Annotated in this window: 19 protein-coding genes; 7 read left to right on the top strand and 12 right to left on the bottom strand. The window is 51.5% G+C overall.

Going from position 1 to position 20,034, the window contains the following annotated elements; all coding sequences use genetic code 11:
• Position 1: 1 nt before the first annotated feature.
• The 9 genes from K7P01_RS15640 to K7P01_RS15600 all read right to left on the bottom strand — a co-directional run bounded on the left by K7P01_RS15640 (position 2) and on the right by K7P01_RS15600 (position 8,477).
• Positions 2-1,318, bottom strand: a complete 1,317-nt coding sequence (locus tag K7P01_RS15640; RefSeq protein WP_267294605.1) for an ABC transporter permease — start codon at positions 1,316-1,318, stop codon at positions 2-4.
• On the bottom strand, positions 1,311-2,225 hold the full coding sequence (locus K7P01_RS15635) for an ABC transporter ATP-binding protein (protein WP_267294603.1): 915 nt from the start codon (positions 2,223-2,225) through the stop codon (positions 1,311-1,313). Before K7P01_RS15635 ends, K7P01_RS15640 begins: the two co-directional genes overlap by 8 nt.
• Positions 2,226-2,312: 87 nt before the next feature.
• Positions 2,313-3,230, bottom strand: coding sequence for a hypothetical protein (locus tag K7P01_RS15630; RefSeq protein WP_267294601.1), 918 nt, complete (start codon positions 3,228-3,230; stop codon positions 2,313-2,315).
• Positions 3,231-3,360: 130 nt separating this feature from the next.
• Positions 3,361-4,482: a molecular chaperone DnaJ gene (gene dnaJ / locus K7P01_RS15625; RefSeq protein ID WP_267294599.1), complete on the bottom strand. Its 1,122-nt coding sequence runs from the start codon at positions 4,480-4,482 to the stop codon at positions 3,361-3,363.
• Between the two features lie 14 nt (positions 4,483-4,496).
• Positions 4,497-5,081: a nucleotide exchange factor GrpE gene (locus tag K7P01_RS15620; protein WP_267294597.1), complete on the bottom strand. Its 585-nt coding sequence runs from the start codon at positions 5,079-5,081 to the stop codon at positions 4,497-4,499.
• 205 nt (positions 5,082-5,286) lie between these two features.
• On the bottom strand, positions 5,287-6,276 hold the full coding sequence (gene obgE / locus K7P01_RS15615; protein ID WP_267294595.1) for a GTPase ObgE: 990 nt from the start codon (positions 6,274-6,276) through the stop codon (positions 5,287-5,289).
• 9 nt (positions 6,277-6,285) lie between these two features.
• Positions 6,286-6,870: an adenylate kinase gene (locus K7P01_RS15610; RefSeq protein WP_267294592.1), complete on the bottom strand. Its 585-nt coding sequence runs from the start codon at positions 6,868-6,870 to the stop codon at positions 6,286-6,288.
• A gap of 82 nt (positions 6,871-6,952) precedes the next feature.
• Positions 6,953-7,480, bottom strand: a complete 528-nt coding sequence (gene hpt / locus K7P01_RS15605; protein ID WP_267294590.1) for a hypoxanthine phosphoribosyltransferase — start codon at positions 7,478-7,480, stop codon at positions 6,953-6,955.
• 73 nt (positions 7,481-7,553) lie between these two features.
• Complete coding sequence (locus K7P01_RS15600; protein WP_267294588.1) at positions 7,554-8,477, bottom strand: M20/M25/M40 family metallo-hydrolase; 924 nt, start codon at positions 8,475-8,477, stop codon at positions 7,554-7,556.
• Positions 8,478-8,543: 66 nt separating this feature from the next.
• Here K7P01_RS15600 and upp point away from each other — a divergent pair, with 66 nt between their 5' ends.
• Together upp and K7P01_RS15590 are read left to right on the top strand one after the other, a co-directional pair.
• Positions 8,544-9,191 (top strand): uracil phosphoribosyltransferase, encoded by a 648-nt coding sequence (gene upp, locus K7P01_RS15595; RefSeq protein WP_267294586.1) that lies wholly within the window; start codon positions 8,544-8,546, stop codon positions 9,189-9,191.
• Between the two features lie 36 nt (positions 9,192-9,227).
• A complete protein-coding gene (locus K7P01_RS15590) occupies positions 9,228-9,680 on the top strand; it encodes a hypothetical protein (protein WP_267294584.1) in 453 nt (150 codons plus the stop codon).
• Positions 9,681-9,692: 12 nt separating this feature from the next.
• Here the strand turns inward: K7P01_RS15590 and sdaAA are convergent, their stop codons facing one another.
• The gene (gene sdaAA / locus K7P01_RS15585) at positions 9,693-10,592 is read right to left on the bottom strand and encodes an L-serine ammonia-lyase, iron-sulfur-dependent, subunit alpha (RefSeq protein WP_267294582.1); all 900 of its coding nucleotides are present in this window, start codon (positions 10,590-10,592) and stop codon (positions 9,693-9,695) included.
• A 173-nt stretch (positions 10,593-10,765) separates the two neighbouring features.
• On the opposite strand from sdaAA, the gene K7P01_RS15580 reads away from it, so the two are divergent.
• Both K7P01_RS15580 and K7P01_RS15575 read left to right on the top strand, forming a co-directional pair.
• Positions 10,766-11,191 carry a hypothetical protein gene (locus tag K7P01_RS15580; RefSeq protein ID WP_267294580.1) on the top strand — a complete coding sequence of 142 codons (426 nt, stop codon included), beginning with the start codon at positions 10,766-10,768 and terminating at the stop codon, positions 11,189-11,191.
• A gap of 2 nt (positions 11,192-11,193) precedes the next feature.
• Entirely contained in the window at positions 11,194-12,567 is a 1,374-nt protein-coding gene (locus K7P01_RS15575) for a M28 family peptidase (RefSeq protein WP_267294578.1), read from the top strand.
• Positions 12,568-12,625: 58 nt separating this feature from the next.
• On the opposite strand, the gene K7P01_RS15570 is transcribed toward K7P01_RS15575, so the two are convergent.
• On the bottom strand, positions 12,626-13,150 hold the full coding sequence (locus K7P01_RS15570; protein ID WP_267294576.1) for a hypothetical protein: 525 nt from the start codon (positions 13,148-13,150) through the stop codon (positions 12,626-12,628).
• Between the two features lie 110 nt (positions 13,151-13,260).
• Positions 13,261-16,152, bottom strand: coding sequence for an aminomethyl-transferring glycine dehydrogenase (gene gcvP, locus K7P01_RS15565; RefSeq protein ID WP_267294574.1), 2,892 nt, complete (start codon positions 16,150-16,152; stop codon positions 13,261-13,263).
• Positions 16,153-16,466: 314 nt separating this feature from the next.
• On the opposite strand from gcvP, the gene K7P01_RS15560 reads away from it, so the two are divergent.
• From K7P01_RS15560 to K7P01_RS15550, 3 genes are all read left to right on the top strand, one after another.
• On the top strand, positions 16,467-17,978 hold the full coding sequence (locus K7P01_RS15560) for a M28 family peptidase (RefSeq protein WP_267294572.1): 1,512 nt from the start codon (positions 16,467-16,469) through the stop codon (positions 17,976-17,978).
• Between the two features lie 347 nt (positions 17,979-18,325).
• Entirely contained in the window at positions 18,326-18,994 is a 669-nt protein-coding gene (locus tag K7P01_RS15555) for a hypothetical protein (protein ID WP_267294570.1), read from the top strand.
• 64 nt (positions 18,995-19,058) lie between these two features.
• Positions 19,059-19,733, top strand: a complete 675-nt coding sequence (locus K7P01_RS15550; protein ID WP_267294568.1) for a collagen-like protein — start codon at positions 19,059-19,061, stop codon at positions 19,731-19,733.
• Positions 19,734-20,034: the final 301 nt, after the last annotated feature.

Genomic DNA, 20,034 nt, shown 5'->3' with positions numbered 1-20,034 from the left:
GCTAGTTTCGCATCAAAAACCACTTCAGCAGTACGCGGTAATTCACTTTGGCACCGTGCATCAAAATGCCGATGCGGTAGATTCTGCCTGCGGCCCAGGTGGTAAATATAAAGCCCAGGATCAGCAATCCTTGCGATAATAGCAACTGCCACCACGGCACGCCGAAGCCTAACCGGCCAATCATGGTGATAGGCGCTGTAAACGGTATGATCGACAGCCACACGCTGATTGCGCTATCGTGATCTTCCAACACAAAGGCAAACAAGCTCAGATACGCAATCAACATCGGGATGGTGATGGGGAACATAAATTGCTGTGCTTCGGCTGGACTATCGACCGCGGCACCGACCGCGGCAAAGAGCGCACCGTAGAGCAGGTAGCCCCCGAGGAAGTAAAACAAGAAATTGAGGATGACGTACGTGAGCGGTATTTGGTCCCAGATCTTCATAAACGAAGCGACAGCGTAGTTTTGTGCCGCGGCAGTGTCCGGATATTGCCGGCCTACCTCCTCCAGCATCTGCTGCTGTGGCATGGACACACCAAAGTAGGTCAGCAACGTAGTGGATACCACGGTAATCAATATAATCCAAATCAAAAACTGCAGTAAGCCCACCGAGGCCAGCCCCAGAATCTTACCCATCATCAATTGGAAGGGCCGGACCGACGACACGATGATCTCGACGACTTTGCTGGATTTCTCTTCAATGACGCCCTGCATGATCTGCGCACCATAGATAAAGATAAACATATACATCAGGATGCCGCAGGCCATGCCCATGCCAAACAATATGGTCGAGTCGGAGGCCTCTTCATGTCCGCCTTCTGTCACTGTAATGGCTTCGATCGACACGTCGGTCTTGAGCTCATCCAGTAATTTTTGATCGACCTTCAGCTGTTTCATCTTAACATCGCGGATGCGGTCCTCCAGCATCTGCTCCAGGCTGGCAATGTCCGAGGGGCTCAGATTTGTCTTGCCATACAACGTGATTCCCGCCGGCCGCATCACGTCCAGTTTTGGAATATGCAGCAGTGTTCCTACGGCGTTGGAGTCGGCATCCAGTAACAATCGGGCCTGGCTGAAATTACCGGGAAAGGGCTTGAAGCGAAAAACTGATGTATCGGGTACAAACAAACCGCTCTCGTCTACATATTGAATCTCCTTTTTCTCGGCGTGGCGCTTTTGCTCCGACGAGAAATAGACCGTTATCCCCATGATCAACGGAAAGATGAGCGGTATAAGGATCGTGGCGATCAGGAAGGAGCGCTTTTGTACGCGCGTGAGAAACTCGCGTTTCATAATGAGCCAAATCTTATTCATGGTTCCCTCCTTTCACCAACGTGATAAAGATCTCGCTCATGGTCGGTATCTTTTCAATAAAGCTATGCACTTCCGTTACCGGTATCAGGTCGCGGAGGAGCTGATTCGGACCGCTGTTGTCATTTACGGCAATAACCGATTTATAGAAATTATCTTCCACGATGCGTTGTTGGATTAACCGGTATTTCGCGGCATCCAGGTCAAACGCCCCCCGGTGCTCAACGGTATAGGTATGGGTGCGGTAGGTCTCTTTGACCTGTCGTTTGGACCCTTCGAGTATTTTCTTCGATTTATCGATCAGCGCAATATGGTCGCACAGATCTTCTACAGTTTCCATGCGGTGTGTGGAGAAGATGATCGTACACCCTTTCTCTTTCAACTCGAGGATCTCCTTCGTGATCAGCTGTGCATTGATGGGATCGAAGCCGGAGAAGGGTTCGTCTAAAATGATCAGGCGCGGCTCGTGCATTACGGTACTGATAAACTGCACTTTTTGCGCCATGCCTTTGCTCAGGTCTTCTACCTTTTTATTCCACCACTCTTTGATCTCAAATTTTGTGATCCACGCCTTGCTGCGGGCAACAGCTTCCTGGCGGCTCAGACCTTTCAGCTGTGCAAAATAGATCAGCTGCTCGCCGACGCGCATCTTTTTATACAGGCCCCGCTCTTCGGGCAGGTAGCCAATCGTACCGATGTGTTTTTCCTGTAACCGTTCACCAAAGAGGGTGATAGTACCTTCGTCGGCCTGGATGATTTGATTGATGATGCGGATGAGGGTGGTCTTGCCGGCACCGTTTGGCCCCAACAGACCAAAGATCGTCTGCGCCGGAATAGCCAGGCTTACGCGATCCAGTGCCAGGTGCTGCGAATACCGTTTTGTTACCTCGTGGGCAATAAGCGCTTCCAATGATGGTGGTTGTTTGGCCGATTAGTATCGGCTTACAAGATAAAATTACCGGAAGGGAAAAAAAATAAAAGCCCTGACGGGCGACAACTACTTGGGATCTTTTACTTCAACCTCTTTTGTTTCTTTAAACACAATGCTGCCCATCGATACATCCAGGTCGAATGTCAGGCCGCCTTTGGGATCTTTGCTGTACGCGGCGTTGGCAAATGTATTTTCCTTGATCTTTACCAGGCTTCCGGGCATCTTTACGCTGCACAGCCACGAGTCGTGAATCTTTACCAACACCGGTATTTCATCGCTGGGCATCAGGATCAACAGGTTGCCGGCGCCTACGCTGCCTTTCACGATATTCTGCACCAACGGCTTATTGCTGAAGTCGAGCGTTACATTGCCAAAGCCCACATCGGCCTGCACAAAGTGTGTGCGCGACAGGTTCAGATTTTTTACGTTAACAGAGCCCAGGTCCACCTTTACAATGAACGTGTCCATGTCGATCTGGTTTTCCAGCGATGAATTGTAGCCTACAGTTACGTTGGCACTGCCCGAGCTTATTTTCAATTTTTTAATTGCCAGGCCGGAGAGGTCGACATTGGCATTGCCCACGCCATATTTTAACTCCAACAGGTACGGCTTCATATCGGTCAGGTACATCTTCCACAGCTTGTCGCCGCCGCCTTCGGTACCGCCAAAGAAGTGGGTGGAGATGGACTCACCCAGGGAGCTTGATTGGCTATCTTCCAGGTTCAACTGCACTTCGCAGGTTCTGCCTTTGATCTCTTTTCGAAAGTTATGTGCGTATTCGGTTTCGGTCTGATTGCTAAAAACGTTGAGAATTTCGGGATTTTGGCTGGGTTTGATGTAGCAATTGCCGCTGTTGGCTTGCAGGCTCAGACGCACGCTTTCGCACGATTGGACGTCTTCGACCGTAAACTGCTTTTTGATCTGGCCGAAAACTATCCCGCCAAGCGCAACTCCGCAACATGTTAGCCAAATCTTCTTACGCATGGTGAATTATTACGGCCCTGCTCTCTACAGGTTACACGGTTGTAAGTTTAAACAATAAATAAAATGAAAAACCCTCGTCCAGGTACGTGTTCTACGTATTAAACGAGGGTTTCCAAGGGAATGGCGATGTTTAACTGAAGTATTCCTTCATTCTTTCAAAAAATCCTTTATCGCTGGCATCCGGGTGTGGCTGAAAGTTTACCGCACTGCGCAGGCTCTCCAATTTCGCCTTTTCATCGGCGGTCAATTTTTTCGGAATCCACACATTCACATAGATAAGCTGGTCGCCGGTCTCATAACCATTGACGTCTTTCAGGCCCTTGCCGCGTAGGCGCAATATTTTGCCGCTTTGTGTGCCTGGCTCAATCTTGATCTTCACCTTGCCACCGACGGAAGGAACCTCTACCGATGTACCCAGCGCAGCGTCCACCACCGTGATATAAAGCTCGTAGATCAGGTTGTTGCCGTCGCGCTTCAGCTGTTTGTCTTCCTGTTCTTCGATAAGGATGAGCAGATCGCCGGCTACGCCGCCCGGAGCTTCATTGCCTTTACCCGACATGGCCAACTGCATACCCTCGCCAACTCCGGCGGGGATCTTTACCGACAAGATTTCTTCTTTCGATACAAGGCCAGAATTGTCTACGCCAGCAGGGCGTTTGTCAAGAATCTGGCCGCTGCCATCGCAGGTAGAGCAAGTCGTAGCCGAGACCATTTGACCCAGCATGGTGTTTACGACCTTTTTGATCTGGCCCGTGCCGTTACAGGTAGTACACGTCTTGAACGTTACCCCTTCTGCCCGTACCAGGCGGTTAACCTTTATTTTCTTTTCTACGCCTGCCGCAATCTCTTCCAGCGTAAGCTTCAGCTTGATGCGAAGGTTCGAGCCCTTGCGCTGACGTCGTCCACCGCCGCCGCCACCACCAAAGAAACTATCAAAGGGGCTGCCACCACCGAAAATATCTCCAAACTGACTGAAGATATCTTCCATATTCATATTGTGGCCACCGCCATAGCCTCCGCCACCGTTGGCACCGGCATGACCAAAACGATCGTAGCGCGCGCGCTTGTCGGCGTCACTGAGGATTTCGTATGCCTCGGCGGCTTCCTTGAATTTGTCTTCAGCTTCTTTGTTACCGGGATTTTTATCCGGGTGAAACTGAATGGCCGTTTTGCGATAGGCCTTCTTAATTTCCTCCGGAGTAGCCGTCTTGCTAACGCCCAGTATTTCGTAATAATCTCTTTTGGTAGACATGTAAGTAATATGAATTAGCTTCCGATTACCACTTTGGCAAACCGGATCACCTTATCGTTTTGTAAATAACCCTTCTCCACAACATCCACGATCTTGCCTTTCAGCTTTTCATTGGGCGCAGGAATTTGTGTAATGGCTTCTTGCATGTCGACGTTAAAGTCTGAGCCGGGACCCAGCTCCATTATCTTTACGCCGTACTGCTCGAGCGTTTTTTTAAATTTATTGTAGATCAGGAAGAAGCCTTCCAACTCTTTGTCGTTGCGATCCTTGAACGATTTCTCGGCGCGCTCAAAGTCGTCCGCCACCGGCAAAAGCGATTTGATCAACTGCTCGTTGGCAGACGCAATCATTTCGATCTTTTCTTTGGCCGTTCTGCGACGGAAGTTTTCAAATTCAGAATACAGGCGGATGTATTTGTCCTTCTGTTCGGCCAGCTCGGCCTGTACCTTGACGAGGCCGCCATTTTCGGCGCCACCCGTCAAATCCTCCTCCGCATTGTCAGCCCCTTTGACAGCTTCTGCCATTTCTTCTGTATTCTCAGAGATCGTCTCCTGATTTTGATCGAATTCTTCGCGCTGGTCCTTATTTTCTGGTTGCATGGTAACTACAAATTAATGAAGGGGCAAATGTCAACAATTTTGCCAAAGCTATCACATGCCAAACTGGCATTCCTGAGAAATTGGGAAAACTACCTTTGGTAGTCAGTCCGGCAGGCAGGTGCCTTACCTACCCGATGGGTTTTAAATGCCATTGAAAAGCGCATGGGCACGCCTGAAGTGGCAGGGGATCGCGAAAAAGAGGTTTCTAGTGTAGGTGTGACCAGATCAGGTCCTTGAGCTCGACAAGGCCCTGGTTGGTGATGGAGGAGATGAACACCGCGGGCAGGTCAGTCGGCAGCTCTCGTTTCATTTCGGTCTTCAGCTCATCGTCCAGCATGTCTGATTTAGAAACAGCCAGGATGCGCTTTTTGTCGAGTAGCTCGGGGTTGTACTTGCGCAGCTCGTTTAGCAGAATGTCGTACTCTGTTTGAATGTTGTTGGCATCGGCCGGGATCATGAACAGCAACAGGGAATTGCGTTCAATGTGGCGAAGGAAGCGAGTACCAAGCCCACGCCCTTCGGCGGCGCCTTCAATTATACCGGGTATGTCGGCCATGACAAACGACAGCCCTTCGCGGTATGAAACAACGCCCAGGTTAGGCGTAAGTGTCGTAAAGGGATAATCGCCGATCTTGGGTTTGGCGGCGGACACCACCGACAGCAGGGTGGACTTGCCGGCGTTGGGAAATCCTACCAAGCCTACATCGGCGAGCAGCTTCAGCTCGAGGATGATCCACTCTTCGATGCCGGGCTCCCCGGGTTGCGCGTGCTGGGGCGCCTGGTGTGTGGGCGTTGAAAAATAGGCATTGCCCTTGCCCCCGCGGCCACCCGGCGTCAACACGAATTCCTGACCATCTTCAGTAATCTCGCAACGGATTTCGCCGGTCTCGGCGTCGCGGGCCACCGTGCCCAGCGGCACGGGAATGATTTCGTCTTTGCCTGAGGCGCCCGTGCGGTCTTGCTCTTCGCCCGGATTGCCGTCGGTGCCGATAACATGCTTGCGGTATTTCAAGTGCAGGAGCGTCCAGTGCTGGGAGTCGCCGCGCAAGATGATACTTCCGCCCCGGCCTCCATCGCCCCCGTCGGGTCCACCCTTCTGGATGAACTTCTCGCGGTGAAAGTGCAGGCAGCCTGCACCTCCTTTTCCGGAGCGTGAGCAGAATTTAACGTAGTCAATGAAGTTCGGAGCAGACACGATGTCGGATTATTTTACCAGTAAGCTTTTGTCGATCTCAGTACAGATGTTTACAAAGATCTCGTCGATCTTACCCACACCAATAACGGAGGCGTATTTTTTATGTTCTTTATAGTACTGCGCTACTGCGACAGTCTCTGACTTATATACAGAAATGCGGTTTTCGATCACTTCCGGCTTGGCGTCGTCGGGGCGGTTTTCTTTCAGGGCGCGGTCGGCCAGGCGCGTGCGCAGCTCATCTTCGGGCACGACAAGCTCTATCAACACCTTAATGGGAGCTTGTTTGGAAGCCAGTAGTTTGTCCAACGCCTCGGCTTGCGGTATGGTGCGCGGGAAGCCGTCGAAGATTATACCGGTAATGTTACCGCTGCTCTTGATCTTATCATCCACCATGTCGATCACCACCTGGTCGGGCACTAAGTTTCCTTTATCCATATACCCTTGGGCCAGCTTGCCGAGCGGCGTGCCTTCCTTGAGGTGTTTACGAAACAGATCGCCGGTAGAAATGTGCGTCAACGAGTATTTCTCGATGAGCTTGGCGCTCTGCGTGCCTTTACCAGCCCCAGGCGGGCCGAAGAGAATGAGATTGATCATGATCTGTGTTGTCGTTTAAGAATTTAGGTTACATAAGCCGCCCAAGATACGGAATGACGCACGAATTACAATCGCTTGCATTTTACTTCACGGCTTTGTAAATCTCTTTCAGGTTCCGCCCCAGTCCATCGTAGTCCAGCCCATAGCCCACAACAAACTCGTTTTCGATTTCAAATCCCGTATATTTTACGTTGATCATTTTTTCGCGGGCAGGCTCTTTGCGTAGCAGCGTCACAACCTCTACTGACTTTGTTCCTAAGCCTTTCAGCTCTTCGATAATTTTTTGCAATGTCTGGCCCGTATCGACAATGTCTTCTACCACGATCACGTCGTGGTTAAAAAGGCTGGCATCCATGCCGATCAGCGTCTTGAGCTGGCCGGAGCTTGTTGTGCCGGAATACGAAGAAACCTTTACAAATGATACTTTACACGAAATTTCGATCTGCTTAATGAGGTCGGCGGCAAAAATAAAGGAACCATTCAGGATTGGCAGAAACACCGGGGTCTTGTCTTTATAATCCGTGTTGATCTGCTGGGCAAGCCCACGAATCGCCTCCTGAATCTTCGATTTATTGATGAATTGCTTAAACTCCAGATCTTTTATTTGCATAGTGCTCCCGCTAAGGGGGCACAAAGATAAAAGAAATTGTAACACCCAATAGACCAGTGGTTCCGCGTGATTTTTACAGGTCTTTCATCAGCCATTGGTACAGCTCGATCATGGTACGGATGTCATGCTTATGCACGCGCTCGTCCGGCGTATGCGGCCCGCTTTCTGGCGCGCCTACAAAGCACCAGTCAAACGGATACGGCGACACCTGCAGCTCGCGGCCATCGCTCGAGCCCATGCCTTCTACCTCTAATTGAAAATCCACCTGTCGTTTGCGCGCAATGCCAATAATACGATCGACAAAGCTGCGCCGCGGAAGGTTCCGGTCGCGCATCGAGATCGCTACACCTTTGCCTGGCGCTACGCCGTCTGACACCCAGGTAATATCGGATATCAATGCCTGGCGCACCTGCCACTGCTCATAAATGAACTTGGCCAGGTAGGGTACACTGCCGCCACCGTGCTCTTCCCAACAGGTGAATACTATGACGCCGTCCTTTAATGTCTCAGCAACTTTTAGCGCTGCGTAGATACCCAGGCGGTCGTCGAGGTATGCTGACTGGATATACATTTTACTATCACGGAAATTTACCTTGTACGTAAGCTCCGTGCCACGGTCTATCTGCCGGCCGAAGGAATAAAAGGCATGATTGTCTTTGTCGAATTCCAACACACATTCAATCGCGCCCAGGCTGTCTTCGCCTACCAGCACGGTGCCGGCATCGGCATCGGGGCTGCCAATGGGCAGGAGCTGGTTAAAGTAACGCACGGTAAAACCGATGCTGTCCATGTGAGCAAAGATCGCGGTGCGCGGCTTGCCAAACTTCAGCACGATACAATCCTGAAATTCTTCGCCGTGGTATACTTCGGGCTTCACTTTCCACTTCTTACTTTCTTTGGCGATGTAGCGCAGCAGAAAATCTTTCATGCCCACCTCGCGGCCCGAGGGTGCGTGTACCTCGCACAGCTGCTTTAAAAGCTTGAATTCTTGTATCATTCGCGCACAGTTTAGCGTTTTTATCTACAACTTTATCCTAAATTTTGCTTAGAAAAAAACGCATCCATGGTTTTCAACCTCAGCGAACAGAATTCAATTGCCAATCAGTTCCTGGCCGAGCTACGCGACCGGGACATTCAGCGCGACCGTATGCGTTTCCGGAAAAACATGGAGCGCCTGGGCGAGATCATGGCCTACGAAGTTTCTAAAAAGCTTCAGTACGGCACCCGTATCGTGGAGGGCCCGCTAGACAAAACCCGGATCAACGTGCTGAAACAGGAGCCGCTCCTGGTAGCGATCCTGCGTGCAGGCCTGCCTTATTTCCAGGGATTCATCAATGTCTTCGACCGGGCCGACGCCGCGTTCGTCGGTGCCTACCGCGACGAGTTTGCCCACGAACTGACTGTACGCACGGAATATATCACAACCCCGGCGTTGACGGGCCGGGAAGTTATCCTCGTCGACCCGATGCTGGCCACGGGCCGTTCGGCTACCGACGCCATCGATCTGCTGACCAAAAAAGGCGGGCAACCCCAGCATTTGCACGTCGTCGCCCTGGTGGCAGCACCCGAAGGAATTAAGCAGCTGGCCCAACACGTCAACGTACCGTACTCCCTCTGGACCTGTGCCATCGACGAAAGTCTGAACGATAAGTTTTACATTGTCCCCGGACTGGGTGACGCTGGTGACCTGAGCTATGGCACAAAATTGTAGTACAACGCGGAACGGCAACACAGCAACACAGCACCTATGTGGGAATCCATCCTGAAAGTCATACCCGTCTATTTTTCAAGCATGTTCAAGTTTATTCTTGGACCGATAGGTGGCTATGCAGCAGGACTGACACTTATCACGACCATTCTCGTCACGGTGGCGGGTATGATGACCGTGGTGTTACTCTTTTCGTTCTTTGGAGATTTTATGCGGCGGCAAGTGGCACGGGTCCGAACCAAACGCCCCGTGTTCTCCAAACGCACCCGTAAGGTCGTCGTCCTGTGGCAAAAGTATGGGCTACTGGGTGTGGCCATTCTGACACCGGTTATTTTATCACCCATCGGGGGGTGTTTATTGGCCATCAGCTTTGGTACCCCCAAAGAAAAGCTGATCTTCTATATGTTTGTCAGCGCCGCGTTCTGGTCGGTGCTTTTTAGCAGCATGATCTATTTCTTTGGCAACGAAGTGTTGCCCGACGTCATTCGATAAGTCGGGAAGACATTATACTTCATCGGGCAAAACTTCGATGTCGTGTATCAGCACCCGCTTGGCAATAGCCTGCCCGGTCTTAGTAGCCGCCAGGCCGCCCAGTGCAGTTTCTTTATAACGTGTCTCCATGCTGGAGCCGATCTCGCCCATGGCCTCAATCACTTCATCTACGGGTATTACGGCACTGACACCCGCCAGGGCAATTTGAGCCGAGCTGTTGGCGATGGCCGCGGCGCTGGCATTTCGCACTACACACGGTACTTCGACCAGTCCCGCCACGGGGTCGCACACCAAGCCCAGCATACATTGTACAGTAATAGCCACAGCGTTAAACACCTGGTCGGTATCACCGCCCAGGCAGTGTACAATCGACCCGGCCCCCATCGCCGCCGCAGTGCCGGTCTCGGCCTGACATCCGCCGACTGCCCCCGCGATCGATGCTTTTTGTTCCATGATCAACGCGACACCCGCTGCAATCAGCATGGCTTCTAAAATTGTATGGTCGTCAATCTTATGAATGTCTTGTAACGTATACAGTACCCCCGGCATGATACCGCTGGCACCCGCGGTAGGAGCCGCCACGATACGGCCCATGCACGAGTTTACTTCTTTCGCGGCCAGTGCCCGTGCGATCAACTGCTGAAACTCTACCGACAATACCGGCGTTGGATAGCGGTATACCTTTTTCGCGCCGTTATTGATCATGCCCGACCGCGACACCATCTCGTCTTCAAGCCCTGAACGTACAGCATCCTTCATGACACTCCACGCCTGTGCCAGGCCTTCCCACGTCTCTTCCTCCCGGCGGCCTTTCTGCTCATGTTCATATTCCAATACCACCTGGTGGAGCGGTAACCCCGTCTGTTCGCTATACTGCTTCCAGCCGGCAAACGATTCAAACAAAAATCCCATGCCTGTAATGCGCTAATGCAGTTACGAAGTACGAGGTTTACCAGAGCCCGAACAAACAAAAACGGATTTTTCGGGTAAACACACGTTGTAGAAAATATACTTTTTAGAGATGCGGTATACCGCAACGTTTGTCTTCGTCAAAAACATCAAAAAATCCGTATCATTGAAATGTTATGAAGACTCTTCTCCTGTCCCTACTCCTACTGCCCCTCACGGTGGCGTCGCAGGAACAGAATTTCTGGGATACCCTGGCCAACGTACGGTTTGAAAACAGAAAGGACAAGAGCGGATACGATGTCGAGGTGCCTGTCTTCAGCCCACAGTTGAAGGCCTTTAACAACAAAAAGATCAGCTTGAAGGGTTATATCATTCCGCTGGAAGAGCTCGGCGGACAAGGGCGATTTATGCTTTCGTCCTTGCCGTTCAACCTCTGTTTCTTCTGCGGGGCGGCCGGCCCGGAAACCGTCATCGAAGTACAAACACCCGTCAAGATTCCCTTCACTACCAAACCGATTACCCTGGAAGGCACATTGGTACTAAACGACAAGGATCCCAATCACCACATGTATATATTAACCGCTGCTAAACGACTAAACTGATTATGATAAAAGACACTGTACGCTTGCTGTTGTTTGCTTGTATCGCCACACCCGCGTTTGCCCAGTCGCCGGATGCGTCGGCCATCCGTCAAATCTTCGATACAGAGCTCACCCAGGGCAAGAGCTACGCCGCCCTGGAATACCTCACGACCCGCATAGGCGCACGATTGAGTGGCTCACCGGGCGCCGCTGCCGGTGTGGAATGGAGCCGGCACGAAATGGAAAATTTCGCCGACAGCGTTTGGCTGCAGCCCGTTATGGTACCCCATTGGATCCGCGGCCAGCAGGAACAGGCCCGTATCGTAAATTCCAAAAAGGGCACGATCGAAATGAATGTCTGCGCCTTGGGCATGTCAGTAGGCACCGGCCCGGAAGGTGTTACCGGTCAGGTGATCGAGGTAAAGAGCTTTGACGAGCTGAAGCAGCTGGGCGAGAAAAGAATCAAAGGCAAGATTGTATTCTTTAACCGCCCGATGGATCTCAAACAGATCAACACCTTTGCGGCGTATGGTGGTGCCGTCGAACAGCGTGCCCTGGGCCCTTCTGAAGCTGCCAAATATGGCGCCGTGGGTGTCATTGTTCGCTCCATGGGCATGAATCAGGAAGACTACCCACACACCGGCTCGTTGCGCTATGCCCTAAACATTCCCAAGATTCCGGCTATCGCGATCAGCACCCGCCATGCAGAACTGCTGAGCAAGTTGTTGCAGACCGAAAAGGATCTCCAATTTTATTTCGAGACCCACTGCGAAACATTGCCCGACGCGCCGTCCTTTAATGTCATTGGCGAAATCAAAGGCTCGCAATATCCGAACGAGATAATTGTTGTCGGTGGCCACCTTGACTCATGGGACCTGGCCCAGGGTGCGCATGACGACGGCACCGGCTGTGTACAATCCATGGAAGTCTTGCGCCTCATGAAAATGATCGGCTATAAACCCAAGCGCACCATCCGCGCCGTGATGTTTATGAACGAAGAGAATGGTCTGCGCGGTGGTCTGGAGTATGCACGCCAGGCAGCGCTCAAACAAGAGAAACACATTGCTGCCATCGAGTCTGACGACGGCGGCTTTACCCCACGCGGCTTTACCATGAATGCCCAGGAAGGCCCCAAAGCCCGCATCAAAAGCTGGAAGCCACTCTTCGCACCGTACGGATTGACGGATTTTGAGGAGGAAGGCGCCGGCGCAGACATTGGTCCGCTGGAGCCGCAAGGTGTAACCACCCTCGGCTTCCTGCCCGACTCACAACGTTACTTTGATTACCACCACACGCGCGAAGATACGTTTGACAAAGTAAGCAAGCGCGAGCTGGAGCTGGGCGCCGCCTCCATGGCCGCCCTGGTGTACCTTCTCGACCAGCACGGTCTGAACTAAAAACAACAGCCCCGGCAAGTAATCCTTGCCGGGGCTGCTTTTGTATGTTGTGTATTGTTTAGAATCCGATCTCGCCCAGCACTTCCGCATTTTCCAGAATATAAATCATCTGGTCGGGATTGCGTTCGTTCAACATCAACTTACCTTTCACCTCGATCGGTTTTTCGGTATACGTCATCGGCTTTAGCGCAAATACTTCTACTACCGTTTCGGGACCACCCACACCACAAAAGAAACATGCATTGATGGGTAGCGATGAAAGCATAAAGTGATTCCCCTTGATGCCGTTCTCAAAAGGCATCATATACCCGGGTAGCGTAACGATTTTACCCTGCATGGCCAATACCGCGTCGGAAAATACAGGCTTGTCATACTCGCCCAGATCGTCCTTTGCGTTTTCAAATGAAGTGGCATACAGCTTCGGCCATATCAACGACGGAAAGCCGCTGTAAGTGCTTTTCTGTTTATATACACCACCCTTTTGGCTATAACCCGGCCGAGATAGCAGCAACAGCGCTGCCAGCACGATCATAGTGACGACAGCCTTTCCTTTAAACATACGCTTTACGTTTCCGGCCTTCATATACGTTCTGTTTATAGCATGAAACATGCCAGCAGTTTAATCCTTCACATTTATACAAAGAAGGCTATCCCTTTCGGAATAGCCTCCTGGAATATTATCGTCGGGCGATATTATGCCTCTACGGTCTCTCCCGTCTTCTCGTACTCATCCAGTGGCAAACAGCTGCACATCAGGTTGCGGTCGCCATAGGCATTATCTACGCGGCTCACGGTAGGCCAGAATTTTGCTTCTTTCACAAATGGCAGCGGGTACGCAGCCTTTTGGCGGCTGTACGGGCGTGTCCACTCGTCGGCGGTGATCACGGCCGCAGTGTGCGGCGCATGTTTCAATACGTTGTTTTCTTTATCGGCTTTGCCGTTTTCCACTTCGCGGATCTCGTTGCGGATCTCGATGAGCGCTTCGATAAAACGATCCAGCTCTTCTTTCGGTTCGCTTTCTGTTGGCTCGATCATCAGGGTGCCCGCTACCGGGAACGACACGGTCGGCGCGTGGAATCCGTAGTCCATCAAACGCTTGGCAATGTCTTCCACTTCAATGCCAGCTTTCTTGAAATCGCGGCAGTCTACAATCATCTCGTGTGCGCAACGACCGTTGGCACCTGTATAGAGAATCTTATAATGGCCTTCCAGGCGGCTCTTGATATAGTTTGCATTCAGGATCGCATAGCGCGTGGCGTTGGTCAGACCATCGCCGCCCATCATCGCGATGTAAGCATATGGAATCGTCAGAATGCTCGCGCTGCCCCAGGGAGCAGCTGATACGGCTTGAATGGCTTTCTCTCCGCCGGTCTTCACGACAGCGTGTCCCGGCAGGTAAGGCTTCAGCTTGTCGTTGCAGCAGATGGGACCCATGCCAGGGCCACCGCCACCGTGCGGAATACAGAAGGTTTTGTGCAGGTTCAGGTGGCATACGTCGGCGCCGATGTTCGCGGGCGACGTCAGGCCTACCTGGGCGTTCATGTTCGCGCCGTCCATGTATACCAGGCCACCGTTGGCGTGGATCGTTTCGCAGATCTCGATGATGGATTCTTCAAACACACCGTGTGTGGACGGATAGGTCACCATGAGACATGACAGACGATCTTTGTATTGTGCGGCTTTGGCCTTGAGGTCGGCCACGTCGATCTTACCATCTTCGTCCGACTTCACCACAACGACATCCATACCCGCCATCACAGCGCTGGCCGGGTTTGTACCGTGTGCCGAAGCAGGGATCAAGGCGATGTCGCGGTGGCTGTCACCGTGATCCAGGTGATACGCGCGAATCACCATCAGGCCGGCGTACTCGCCTTGTGCGCCGCTGTTCGGCTGCAGCGATACACCGGTAAAACCGGTAATCTCTTTCAGCCAGTTTTCCAGGTTGGTCGTCAGCTCGGCATATCCCAGTACCTGGTCCGCCGGTGCGAACGGGTGAATGTTACCAAACTCGGGCCACGTCACCGGAATCATTTCGGCGGTAGCGTTCAGCTTCATGGTACAGGATCCCAGCGAGATCATGGAGTGTACCATGGAAAGATCTTTATTTTCCAGGCGCTTGATATAGCGCAGCATTTCGTGTTCAGAGTGGTGCGTGTTAAACACCGGGTGCGTGAGATAGGGTGACTTCCGCGACAACGCCGCGGGCCAGTTCATCTCCATGCCATTCGGGGATACGGCAGAGGCCTTCTTACCTTCCGCCGCCGTCAGGATTTCCAGCAACTGGGATATATCTTCGGCTGACGTGGTCTCGTCCAGCGAAATGCCCACGTGGTTATCGGCAAAGTAACGCACGTTTACGCCACGCTTCAGCGCTTCACGCTCTACCGCTTTCTTATCGGCAACCGCCACTTTCAGTGTATCGAAGTATTGTTCGTTCTCTTGCTTCAGGCCAGCAGCTTTCAGACCGGAGTCCAGCGCGCGGGTGAGGCCGTGGATACGGCCGGCGATCTTGCGCAGTCCTTCGGGGCCGTGGTACACCGCATACATGCCGGCCATGACCGACAGTAACACCTGCGCTGTACAGATGTTGGAGGTAGCCTTCTCGCGGCGGATGTGCTGCTCACGGGTTTGCAGTGCCATGCGATAGCCCGGGTTTCCGGAGGCATCGATCGACGCGCCAATGATACGGCCGGGCATCTGACGTTTAAAGTCATCTTTCGTAGCAAAGAATGCCGCATGCGGACCACCAAAGCCCATCGGCACGCCAAAGCGTTGCGAAGAACCTACCACCACATCAGCACCCATTTCGCCGGGCGACTTCGTCAGCAGCAAACTCATCAGGTCGGCGGCAACAACGGCAAACACGTCTTTCGCGTGTGCCGTGGTAATGAAGGCGGAGTAGTCTTTTACAGCACCATTGTTATCGGGGTTCTGTACAAACACGCCAAAGAGCTCGGGAGACGAAATATCCAGAGTGCTTATGTCACCTACTACCAGGTTAACACCGATCGGCGTAGCGCGGTTTTGCAGCACGTCGATGGTTTGCGGGAATGTATGTTGGTCTACAAAGAAAGTAGTCGCGTTCTTTTTAGAAGCCTTGCGCGAGGCAAACAACAAGTGCATCGATTCGGCCGCCGCTGTACCTTCGTCCAGCAACGAAGCGTTGGCGATTTCCATGCCGGTCAGCTCAATGATCATCGTTTGGTAGTTGATCAGCGCTTCCAGGCGGCCTTGTGCGATCTCAGCCTGGTACGGTGTGTAGGCCGTGTACCATCCCGGATTCTCCAGAATGTTGCGGAGGATTACGCCCGGAGTGATGGTGTTATAGTAACCGGTGCCGATGTACGACTTATACACTTTATTCTTGCCCGCCAGTGCTTTGAAATCTTGCAGGAAACGAAACTCAGATTTTGCTGCCGGAAGATTAAGTGCCTTCTTCAACCGTATTGTTGCGGGAACGGTCTGGTCGATCAGTGCATCAATCGATGGCGCTTTAATCACCTTCAACATCTCTTCTACCTGGCGTGCATCGGGACCTATGTGGCGGCTTTCAAACTTCTCGGAGTACTGCGAGTCTATTTTCATCTGAGTTATTGATTTTCAATATTTTAGGTGGACTAACAAAAGACAAACGTCTGTAAGGCTGCAAAGGTAAGGAAAAGACTCCGGAAGTTTTGAAGCACGTTTCCCCAGGAAGTAAAAAGTTTACACGATTCAAAAAGTGCTATTTCACGAGCGAGTATATAGGGTTTTAGTATACAGCACGAATACCTCATGTACCCTTTCTAACCCATCCGCAAACCATGTAGTTCCCGGCCGTAGATACAGGAGCGGTTTGATCGTTCATGATTACTTGCTGATATTGCGTGCTAAAACACCTAAAAATAAACTCATTAACCATGAAGAAATTAACCCTACTCGTTGTACTGGTGAGTGCCCTGGCCGGCAACAGGCTCCAGGCGCAAGATCCCGTTGCCAAGAAATATGGTGACTTGATAACTCCCTCCGACCTGAAAGAAAATCTGTCGATCCTGGCCTCGGACGCCCTCGAAGGTCGTGAGACCGGCAAACGCGGACAGAAAATGGCAGCCGCTTTTATTAAGGCCCACTTTGAGGAGCTCGGCCTGACCGGCCCCGTCAATGGCAACAGCTACTACCAGGCGGTAGAGCTGTATACCAGCATTCCCGGCGACATCTATATTAAAGCGGGGCAGCAGAAGTTTACAAACTTCGAAGATGTGGTGTTTTACGGCAATGGCGACTCTGGCGGCGAAGTATCGCTTCCGCTGGTGTTTGCCGGCAAAGGACGCAAAGAAGATTTTGATCAGCTGGGTTCGGTTGAAAACAAGGCTGTTGTGATCCTGGTGGAAAGCGAAGAAAATTTCCGCGACCCCATGGCTATCGCACGCGAGCGCAAAGCCCGCATGGTCCTGCTCTGGAACAACAACGCCGATGCCTTCAAAGACCTGGTAAACCAGTTCAAGGGCTATCTGGGTGGTGGTGCCTTGTCCCTGAAGAAACCCGAGGCCAATTCTGCCAGCTCCGGGATCTTCTTTATCTCGACGGCCACAGCCACCAAGGCGCTGAACCAGCCTGCAGAGAAACTGTTGAAGGCTACCAACGAAGACACCAAGAAAGGCGCATTGAAAAAAATAAAGCCGACCACGCTGACATACAAAACCGCCATGGATGTAAAGGTGCTCAAGACCGACAACGTGCTAGGTTACCTGGAAGGAACGGACAAGAAAGACGAGCTGGTGGTGGTGACAGCACACTACGACCACATTGGTAAGAAATCCGGAGGCGAAGGCGACCTGATCAACAACGGCGCCGACGACGACGGCTCCGGTACAGTGTCAGTGCTGCAACTCGCAAAAGCATTTGCTACCGCGAAGAAAGAAGGGAAAGGCCCGCGCCGAAGCATGCTGTTCATGCTGGTAACGGGCGAGGAAAAAGGCTTGCTGGGTTCGGATTACTACACACAGCACCCGGTGTTCCCGTTAGAGAAAACGGTAGTCGATCTGAACATCGACATGGTGGGCCGTCGCGACCCCCAACACAAAGACAGTGCACCGTATGTATATGTGATTGGCTCCGACAAACTTTCGACCGAGCTGCACAACATCAACGAGGCCGCGAACAAGACATACACTAACCTGCTCTTCGATTACACGTACAACGACCAGAATCACCCTGACCGGTTGTACTACCGCTCCGACCACTGGAACTTTGCAAAAAACAACATTCCGATCGTGTTTTATTTCGACGGCATTCACGAAGACTACCACCAGCCTACCGACGAGGTAAGCCGCATCGAGTTCGACCTGCTGGCCAAACGTGCACAGGCAGTCTTTTACACAGCCTGGGAAGTAGTGAACCGCGAGCAACGCATTCAAGCAGATAAGAAATAACAGCGAGGAAAAGAATCTACAGAGGTCGTCTCCCCAAAAGAGACGGCCTCTTTTTTATAGAGCCTTATAGGGACCTTATAGCGATATTCGATCATACTAAAGCCACCCTCCAGCCGCAGCAAAGCCATTCATACCTTATACACAAGATATTCTGTGGATGTAAGCATCAAAAAATAATCACCGACGTTAATTAGTTTAGATCGATGGCCAACAGAGTGTTGGAACCGTAACCAGAATATCGGATATTCGTACACTAATTCTACCGTTTTGTGCCATTAAGTCGATCCTGCTGACTTCTATTTGAAAACCCCCCTAACCCTTCGCACATGAAAATGTCTTTATGCGCTATGCTTGCCACGGTCCCGGTACTGGGGTGCCTGCTTTTGTTCGGGTGTACTGATGGCAAAGACGGCGACCCTGGCCCAAAAGGTGCCAACGGCCTCGACGGTCCTGATGGCGCTGATGGTGACCCGGGCAAAGACGGAGACGGCTTTCAGGAGTCTACCGCCTACGGTAATATCGTTGTCAGCTTTGCGGGCAAACTCGCTGACGGCAGAGATTTCACCGACAGTGTCAACTTTAAACATGCACCGGTAGGTGTCACTGGTTTTATGATCGGGTCGTTAGCTACTGTTTCTGACGACTTCTATAACTTTAGTGTCCGTCGCTTTTACGGTGCGGTTGATCTTCCCCCAGACCTACAAGACAATTTCGTCCATCTGAACCTGGACGTGATCCCAACAGGAGATGGCAATATTGTCATTCCTAATGAATGCACTATTCATACCTACATGCACGCCAGCGCTACGAAGCTGGTTGCGGTACAGCAAGACTTTGCCGGCATGCTGTCTGTCGACGATTTTGAAGATTGCCAGTACAATGCTGCTACCGGCGATCTCTCGTTTCGATTGACTCTTAAAGAGTCTCATCAACAAAACGACATCGGCATATCCGGACTCAAAATCACGATGGTGGCGACCCTAAAAGTTTTCCAGTATATCGATCAGGGACCGTAGTCACGCTGCTTGAATACTATATATCCCCATAGTTTATAGTCATTACGTAATAGCTTTAATCTTTATGAAAAACCCTTTACAATTCATTGCGATGTTGACCGTGGCGTTGGCTGCCTATATGTTTACCAGTTGCGCCAAAGACGGCGATCCGGGCCCCGCCGGCGAACAAGGTGAGCAAGGTCGGCCAGGTGAAAACGGAGAAGACGGAAAGGACGGAGAAGACGGCGTGGGCTTTGAAGAAGCAACACAATATGGTAACGTCGCCATTTCCCTTGACGGGCACCGGCCTGACGGCAAAGCGTTTAAAAAGGATCTCAACTTCAAATTCACACCGGTGGGGGTCAATGGTATTAACACTTCTTCCGTTGTAGACATAGAAGAAAATGCCCATATCATTACCATACGACGATTTTATAGTACTGTGGCGGAGGGGCTACAGGACAACCAGATAACCTTGAATGTGCATTTTTCTAATGATGGGGGTAAACCGGAGATAACCAACGTATTTTTTTATCTCAGAACTGTCATCACTACTGACGATTTCAAATTTTTCTTTCTGGATGATTACTATGAACCCTACGCGCTCACCGGCGAGAAGGAGTATACATACGACCCAGCTACCGGCCAGTTTAGCCTAAAATTGAATTTCGATGTGCCTGGAGACTTTGAATTCAACGGAACACGCCACGACCTGCACGTTGCGGCTACTGTAAATGTGAAGGTTTTTGAGAAGATGTAAAGTTTTGCCTTAGAACGTCGTAAAAAGACCAGTGATTTTAAATTCTTCGTCTTGCAGGATGACTATTCTCCGGTTGCGCTTACAGGGGAACCAGAAATACACTTACAACGCGGCCACTAGCATTCTTGATCTGGAATACAGCTTACAGCGCTATAAACGTTGGACTTAAATACGGCAGGCCATGACCGACACGTACTGGCCACTGTAATGTGAAGGTTTTCCGAGGTATGTAAGTTTTGAACAAAAAAGACTCGTTCTATCCGAACTTATTTTTTTTACCTTCGTACATATTCGTCGCTAA

It is taken from the genome of Parachryseolinea silvisoli (assembly GCF_021190955.1).
Lineage (GTDB): Bacteria > Bacteroidota > Bacteroidia > Cytophagales > Cyclobacteriaceae > Ohtaekwangia > Ohtaekwangia silvisoli.
Note: the sequence above shows the minus strand (reverse complement) of the source record. Positions and strands in the feature narration are given on the sequence as shown.

Excerpts from the sequence above, each read along its gene's own strand:
- K7P01_RS15570 (WP_267294576.1), bottom strand. The coding sequence starts at position 13,150 with ATGAAGGCCGGAAACGTAAAGCGTATGTTTAAAGGAAAGGCTGTCGTC.
- gcvP (WP_267294574.1), bottom strand. The coding sequence starts at position 16,152 with ATGAAAATAGACTCGCAGTACTCCGAGAAGTTTGAAAGCCGCCACATA.
- K7P01_RS15550 (WP_267294568.1), top strand. The coding sequence starts at position 19,059 with ATGAAAAACCCTTTACAATTCATTGCGATGTTGACCGTGGCGTTGGCT.
- dnaJ (WP_267294599.1), bottom strand. The coding sequence starts at position 4,482 with ATGTCTACCAAAAGAGATTATTACGAAATACTGGGCGTTAGCAAGACG.
- K7P01_RS15630 (WP_267294601.1), bottom strand. The coding sequence starts at position 3,230 with ATGCGTAAGAAGATTTGGCTAACATGTTGCGGAGTTGCGCTTGGCGGG.
- hpt (WP_267294590.1), bottom strand. The coding sequence starts at position 7,480 with ATGCAAATAAAAGATCTGGAGTTTAAGCAATTCATCAATAAATCGAAG.
- upp (WP_267294586.1), top strand. The coding sequence starts at position 8,544 with ATGGTTTTCAACCTCAGCGAACAGAATTCAATTGCCAATCAGTTCCTG.
- K7P01_RS15580 (WP_267294580.1), top strand. The coding sequence starts at position 10,766 with ATGAAGACTCTTCTCCTGTCCCTACTCCTACTGCCCCTCACGGTGGCG.
- K7P01_RS15575 (WP_267294578.1), top strand. The coding sequence starts at position 11,194 with ATGATAAAAGACACTGTACGCTTGCTGTTGTTTGCTTGTATCGCCACA.
- K7P01_RS15610 (WP_267294592.1), bottom strand. The coding sequence starts at position 6,870 with ATGATCAATCTCATTCTCTTCGGCCCGCCTGGGGCTGGTAAAGGCACG.
- K7P01_RS15600 (WP_267294588.1), bottom strand. The coding sequence starts at position 8,477 with ATGATACAAGAATTCAAGCTTTTAAAGCAGCTGTGCGAGGTACACGCA.
- K7P01_RS15640 (WP_267294605.1), bottom strand. The coding sequence starts at position 1,318 with ATGAATAAGATTTGGCTCATTATGAAACGCGAGTTTCTCACGCGCGTA.
- sdaAA (WP_267294582.1), bottom strand. The coding sequence starts at position 10,592 with ATGGGATTTTTGTTTGAATCGTTTGCCGGCTGGAAGCAGTATAGCGAA.
- K7P01_RS15620 (WP_267294597.1), bottom strand. The coding sequence starts at position 5,081 with ATGCAACCAGAAAATAAGGACCAGCGCGAAGAATTCGATCAAAATCAG.
- K7P01_RS15560 (WP_267294572.1), top strand. The coding sequence starts at position 16,467 with ATGAAGAAATTAACCCTACTCGTTGTACTGGTGAGTGCCCTGGCCGGC.
- K7P01_RS15555 (WP_267294570.1), top strand. The coding sequence starts at position 18,326 with ATGCTTGCCACGGTCCCGGTACTGGGGTGCCTGCTTTTGTTCGGGTGT.
- K7P01_RS15590 (WP_267294584.1), top strand. The coding sequence starts at position 9,228 with ATGTGGGAATCCATCCTGAAAGTCATACCCGTCTATTTTTCAAGCATG.